The sequence below is a fragment of the Geminocystis sp. GBBB08 genome, assembly GCF_016743215.1.
Classification (GTDB): domain Bacteria; phylum Cyanobacteriota; class Cyanobacteriia; order Cyanobacteriales; family Cyanobacteriaceae; genus Geminocystis.
In genome coordinates this window covers 1-6,281 of the sequence record NZ_VRZC01000196.1, presented here as the reverse complement: position 1 = coordinate 6,281, position 6,281 = coordinate 1, and the positions used below count along the sequence as shown (strand labels likewise).

Below are 6,281 nucleotides of genomic sequence, written 5' to 3'. Positions count from 1 at the left end.
ATCTGTTAAAGGTTTTAAACCTGTATACTCGGCTAATTCTGTGAAACTATTTTTGTTGTTTTGATAAATAGTTTGGATAGTTTTTTTCAAATTAAAACTTTCTTCTTATCCTAGATTCGTTTGATGATGTAAATTAGGAGTAAAATCTAAATCTTCAGAACCAAAAATTGCTTGACTTAGGTAAGGTTGAAATTGAGTGTTTTCGATAAATTTTGCTAGTTTTCTTTCTAAAATAGCGTGTTTATTAGGGCTAATATCATGAAACCATAAACCTTCAATATCGGTAAAAAAAATATCAACTGTTTTTGCTAAAACTTGAGCCGTTAATTGATAAGGATAACCTTTAACTTCTATGACACCTAATTTAATATTTGTCAATTCATCTTGTAAAAATTTATTGTCAAGACTGTGTCTAATTTCCCATATTGGTTGTGAAGAAAAAGCATTATCAATTAAAGTAATTAATGGTGAATTTAAAGATGACTTTTCTACAAAGATAAGATTATTTAAATTAAATGATAGTTTACTTGATCTCAAACCAAATTTAACTTTTCCTTCTAAAACTTCTTCTTCTTGTTGATTATATTTAAGATTAATATATAGCTCAAATTGATTGTCAGTATCAGTTTTAGGAATAATTTGTAACTCTATTAATAAACAATTTGGACATTGATTATGAGATTCTAATAATTGCATCGTCAGTTTGTTTGAAATAAAATATAAATAAGATTGATTATTAATTATCTTTAAACAGAATATCATCTCAGGTTATGATACTGAAGACAAAATTTGTCTTGTTTACTTAACTCAACAACAAAAGCGCACTTATTCTTAATCAATTTAACAGAAATGACTGCTATACCTTGGACAAGAAAACATATTATATCCTTAGAAGATTTTACTATAGATGAATATAACGCTGTTTTAACCACAACTTCTAGTTTCAAGAATGTTTTACAAAGTCGTACTAAAAAAGTACCAGCATTACAAGGGCAAGTGGTAGCGAATATGTTTTTTGAGCCTTCTACCCGTACTCGTAGTAGTTTTGAACTGGCAGCCAAAAGACTTTCAGCTGATATTCTCAATTTTGCCCCAAGTAGTTCTTCTTTAACCAAAGGCGAGACGATTTTAGACACTGCCAAAACTTATTTAGCAATGGGTACAAATATAATGGTAATTCGTCATAGTCACTCAGGTGTGCCGTTAAATATTGCCTTAGAAATGGATAAATTAAAATCAGGGGTAAGTATCTTAAACGCAGGTGACGGTTTACATCAACATCCTTCTCAAGGTTTACTTGATTTATTCACCATTTGTTCATTGTTAGATGAGAAAAATCCGCAAATTTCGTTACTAAAAGGCAAAAAAATCGCTATTGTTGGGGATATTTTACATTCTCGTGTTGCTCGTTCTAATATTAACTGTTTATTAGCCGGAGGAGCTCAATTACATTTAGCTGCACCTCCGACACTTTTACCTTATTTATTCTCTGAGACTATCAATCATACTTATAAAGATCGTTTATTTTTGCATTGGCAGTTACCACCTGCTTTAGAAAATGCTGATTTTGTGATGACTTTAAGATTACAAAAAGAACGTATGACGGATTATCTATTACCCAGTTTAAGAGAATATCATCAACTGTTTGGCATTACCTATGATCGTTTACAATTGTGTCAACCTAATGTTAAAGTATTACATCCCGGGCCTGTAAATAGGGGAGTTGAAATTAGTTCTGATTTAATGGACGATCCTCGGTTTAGCTTAATTTCGGATCAAGTTACCAATGGAGTTGCTGTGCGTATGGCTTTGTTATATTTAATAGGCAACTCAAAATAATTAAACGTGAGAAGGAAATGGGCACTCTTGCAATGGGCACCGATGCACCGATACACCGATACACTGATAAAATCTTCATTCTAAATTTTGAATTCTAAATTCCCCATTCCTCATTACCCTCTCCTTTTTCTGATAAAATCTTAATGAAATTTAAAAATATGTAAATAAACTTAATAATTAATGAAAATATTAGTAGTAGGGGCGACAGGCACTTTAGGCAGACAGATAGTGCGTCATGGCATTGATAAAGATTATCAAGTAAGGTGTTTAGTCAGAAATAATGCTAAAGCTAGTTTTTTGAAAGAATGGGGTGCCGAATTAATTAAAGGTGATATTTGTAAGCCAAAAACTTTGATTCCTGCTTTAGAAGGGGTAGATGTCATTATTGATGCGGCAACTGCTAGGGCAACAGATTCATTGAGAATAAAGGATGTAGATTGGCAGGGTAAGATTAATTTAATTCAGGCGGCAAAGGAAGTTAACATTAAACGTTACATCTTTTTTTCGATTCTTAATGCTAAAGATTTTGAAAATGTGCCATTGATGGAGATTAAATATTGTACTGAGTTATTTTTACAAGAATCGGGAGTTAATTATACTACCCTCAAATTGGCTGGATTTATGCAAGGTTTAATTGCTCAATATGGTATTCCTATCCTTGATAATCAACCAGTGTGGGTTAGTGGCGAAAATACCCCTATTGCTTATATGAATAGCCAAGATATTGCTAAATTTGCTATTAAAGCCATTGAAATTCCCGAAACTGCTAATCAGAGTTATCCTGTGGTTGGTACTCGTGCTTGGACTGGTGAGGATATAATTAAACTTTGTGAACGATTATCCGGCAAAACTGCGAAAATTTCTCGTATTCCTATCAGTTTATTGCGGTTTTTACGAGGTTTTACTCTTTGGTTTAAGTGGACTCTCAATACATCTGATCGCCTTGCTTTTGCGGAAGTGTTAGCTAGTGGTAAACCTTTAGATGCATCGATGGAAGAAGTATATCAAACATTTAATCTTAATCCAAAAGATACTACTACTTTAGAAGCCTATTTACAAGAATATTTTGATCGCATTATGAAAAAAATTAAAGAAATTGATTATGAGAAAAGTAAAGCTAAAAAACGCCAGAAAAATAGTTTCTTTAAATAATTCTATTAATAAGAATTTAGAATTTAGAATTTAGAATTTAGAATTTAGAATTTGGAATGAGGAATTATATCAAGTTCGGATAATCAGTTACAATAAAACTTTGCGTTTTTCTTTGCACCTTTGCGGTCTTTGCGAGAAATTTTACTATAATTATTTAATCAAACCTGATATTACTGGCGCTGATTTCTGTTTTACCACTAATCGCTATTGACTATTCCCTATGTTTACATTAAATGATAAAAATACTAACTAAAAATAAGAAAGTACATTACTTTTTTGCTTTAATTTTTTATGTCGTTTTCTACCTAATTTTTTTTATACCTGTCATTGGCAATAATAAAATATTTTTAGTAGGTACTGATCATTTAATGCAAAATTTGCCTAATTTTCTGTCACCAAAAACACTTTGGACAATAGACTTACAAGGAGGTTATCCTCTTATAGCAGATCCTCAAGTAGCCTTTTGGTATCCAATATCTTACATATTAAAATTGTTCATTTCTAATGAGGGAATAGCATGGAATTTATTGATAATTTCGGCTTATATATTAGCTAGTTTTTTCACTTATGGTTATATATACACTCTAACTAAATCTGAAATATCGGCTTATAGTGGTGGATTTATTTATGGCATGAGTGGTTTTTTGTTTTCTCATATTGAACACACAAATATGATTCAGGCAGCGATTTGGTTGCCATTATCCCTTTGGGCGTTAGAAAAATTAAGGCATAAAATCGATAAAATTTGGATTGTGATAGCCATTATTTCTATTACTATCAATATTTTTGCCGGACATCCACAAATTACAGTTTATAGTTTAACTTTAATAACTTTATATGGGGTTATTTTGGGAATTAATGCCCCAATCACAACTATTAAATATTATCAAATAACTGGGCAGATTTTAATTTTTGGGATAACTCTTGCTTTTATTCAAATCATACCAACTTTAGAATTATCGACCTTAAGCGTTAGAGATGAAATAACCTTTAATTTTTTTACTCAATATACTTTACCACCATCAGAAATTATTAAACTAATTTTTCCTTATTTTTTTGGTGGGGGCGATCAACAATTATATAATATTAATTATTTTGGTAGTTGGACTTTAACGGAAACTACTGGTTATATTGGTATTTCTAGTTTAATTTTAGCCATGATAGGATTTATTTCTTATCGTCAAAAAACTATAGCTAAATTTTGGTTAATCATTGTTATTTTATCCCTTCTAATTGCTTTCGGAAAATCAACACCTCTAGGATGGTTAAGTTATCAATTACCTATTCTCAATAAATTTCGTTGTTTAGCCCGTCATTTTTTAGAGATGTCTTTAGGTATAAGTGTCTTAGCCAGTTTGGGAATTCAATCCATAGAAAATAACAAAATATCTCAAAGTTTATGGCTAAAAGTTGTTGGAGTTTTTACTGGAATATTCCTATTAGCTTTATTTTATATTAATGTCTTTATTAAACCTCAAATAATTGCTGATAAAAATTTAGATGTTGCTAAAATTATTAATCTTCAAAATCCAGCTTTAATTATTCCTATCATTATTTTTATTGCCACGATTATAATGATACAGTTAGTTTTAATTGTCTTAAACAAATTTAACTTTAAACCTATTACTGTTATATTAATTGTATTAATAGTTTTAGATTTAACTAGCTTTAGTTATTTTTGGTATTGGCAAAAAGAATCCTATGATTATAAATACGCTTTAATTGAAAGTTATCCTTTTGCTGAAAAATATAAAGATATTCTTAATACAGAAAATCAAAGAATGATGTCATTAGAAGGAGTATTAGGAGGAATGGAAAATATACGCCCTAATTTATCCAGAAAATGGCAAATTACCAACGTTAGTATTTATAATCCTCTTTTATTAAGTCGATATGCTAAATTATTTGATGCTGATTATGCTAGTGGAATTAAAACAACAGATTGGGCAAAAAATGAGAATCAAACTTTTGATATAATGGCAATTCGCTATGTTTTTATGACGGGGAAAAAATACTCAAATCTGATTACCAAAAAAGATATTTTATGGGTAGAGAATGATATGACTCTTAATTTAGGAAAAGAGTGTGTTGTTGACAACAAAGAAAACTTGAAAGTCAATTATACTCTCCCTCAAGAAATCAAAACTAATATCATTGCTATAGTCAATCATTTATCATGTTCGGCTAATATAGAAAATAATGCTGATATTTTGAAAATTACCCTTACCGATTCTCAAGGTAAAACCCATATAAAAACTTTAAAAGCAGGAAAAGATACCGCCGAATATGCTTATGATAGTTTAGGTGATTCTGTAAAACATCAAAAGGCAAAAAATATCTTTGATAATTTTCCAGATGGCAATTTATATTTAAGTTTCATCCCTTTAAATAACACAGAAACGATTAAAAATATTGAGTTTGAATACTTATTACCCCTAGGAAGCATTAATATCAAAAAACTTACTTTTATTAATCAAGAAACCAACAAGTTTTATCCTTTTAATGAAATAGAAAATTCCTTTTCAAATTCTTCAAGATGGCATCATGTGGAAAATTTATATGAAACTAATGTTTATGAGAATAAAAATGCTTTGCCTAGAGTTTGGTTAGTGCCAAAAATTGTTAAACTAACCCCAGAAGAAATAACTAATACTATTAAAACCTCTGTTTTGCCTGATAAAAGTATTTATAATCCTAAAGAAGTTGCTTTAATTGAAGAAAATGTAAATTTTGATAGAGGAGAATTTGATGATAAAAGTAATGCCCAAATTATTAAACAAACAGCTACAAGTGTTGAGATAAAAACTAACTCTAATTCTCCTAGTTTTCTCGTTTTAAGTGATATTTATTACCCCGGTTGGCAAGGAAAAATTGACGACAAAAAAACCAAAATATTTGTCACTAATTATTTAAGTCGTGGAATAATTTTACCTGAAGGAGAACATATCGTAAACTTTGAATTTAAACCTTTTAGTTTTCATCTTGGTTTCGGAATAAGTTTAGCTTCTTTATTTGCCCTTATTTATCTGATTTTTGTTACAAATCAGTAGAATTCTCCAATAATTATTTTTCAAAGATTGAAAATGACAATAAACTATATTAATTTAATGATTTCAATATTGAAACTGATTTAGTTTTTTATTTCTGGAGATGTCTAGTGGGTAACTTAAACTATGGGCTTCTGTTTTAACTGTAATATAGAATTGTAAAGCTCAATCAAGGTAAAATTAAAAAAGATGCTACTTTTAAGTATTTTTAAAGTCGTGACTATCACCATTACAAATTGATTA

4 protein-coding genes are annotated in these 6,281 nt (G+C 29.6%); 3 read left to right on the top strand and 1 reads right to left on the bottom strand.

The window, feature by feature from the left end; genetic code table 11:
- Positions 1–105 precede the first annotated feature (105 nt).
- Positions 106–696: a hypothetical protein gene (locus FWJ34_RS17300; protein WP_308256589.1), complete on the bottom strand. Its 591-nt coding sequence runs from the start codon at positions 694–696 to the stop codon at positions 106–108.
- Positions 697–849: 153 nt separating this feature from the next.
- On the opposite strand from FWJ34_RS17300, the gene FWJ34_RS17295 reads away from it, so the two are divergent.
- The 3 genes from FWJ34_RS17295 to FWJ34_RS17285 all read left to right on the top strand — a co-directional run bounded on the left by FWJ34_RS17295 (position 850) and on the right by FWJ34_RS17285 (position 6,041).
- Positions 850–1,839 (top strand): aspartate carbamoyltransferase catalytic subunit, encoded by a 990-nt coding sequence (locus tag FWJ34_RS17295; protein WP_308256588.1) that lies wholly within the window; start codon positions 850–852, stop codon positions 1,837–1,839.
- A 180-nt stretch (positions 1,840–2,019) separates the two neighbouring features.
- Complete coding sequence (locus tag FWJ34_RS17290; RefSeq protein WP_308256587.1) at positions 2,020–2,991, top strand: NmrA family NAD(P)-binding protein; 972 nt, start codon at positions 2,020–2,022, stop codon at positions 2,989–2,991.
- 368 nt (positions 2,992–3,359) lie between these two features.
- Positions 3,360–6,041, top strand: coding sequence for a YfhO family protein (locus tag FWJ34_RS17285; RefSeq protein ID WP_308256586.1), 2,682 nt, complete (start codon positions 3,360–3,362; stop codon positions 6,039–6,041).
- Positions 6,042–6,281 lie beyond the last annotated feature (240 nt).

Bases quoted from the DNA above. Each gene is read 5' to 3' on its own strand.
- FWJ34_RS17300 (WP_308256589.1), bottom strand. From the start codon at position 696: ATGCAATTATTAGAATCTCATAATCAATGTCCAAATTGTTTATTAATA.
- FWJ34_RS17295 (WP_308256588.1), top strand. From the start codon at position 850: ATGACTGCTATACCTTGGACAAGAAAACATATTATATCCTTAGAAGAT.
- FWJ34_RS17290 (WP_308256587.1), top strand. From the start codon at position 2,020: ATGAAAATATTAGTAGTAGGGGCGACAGGCACTTTAGGCAGACAGATA.
- FWJ34_RS17285 (WP_308256586.1), top strand. From the start codon at position 3,360: ATGCAAAATTTGCCTAATTTTCTGTCACCAAAAACACTTTGGACAATA.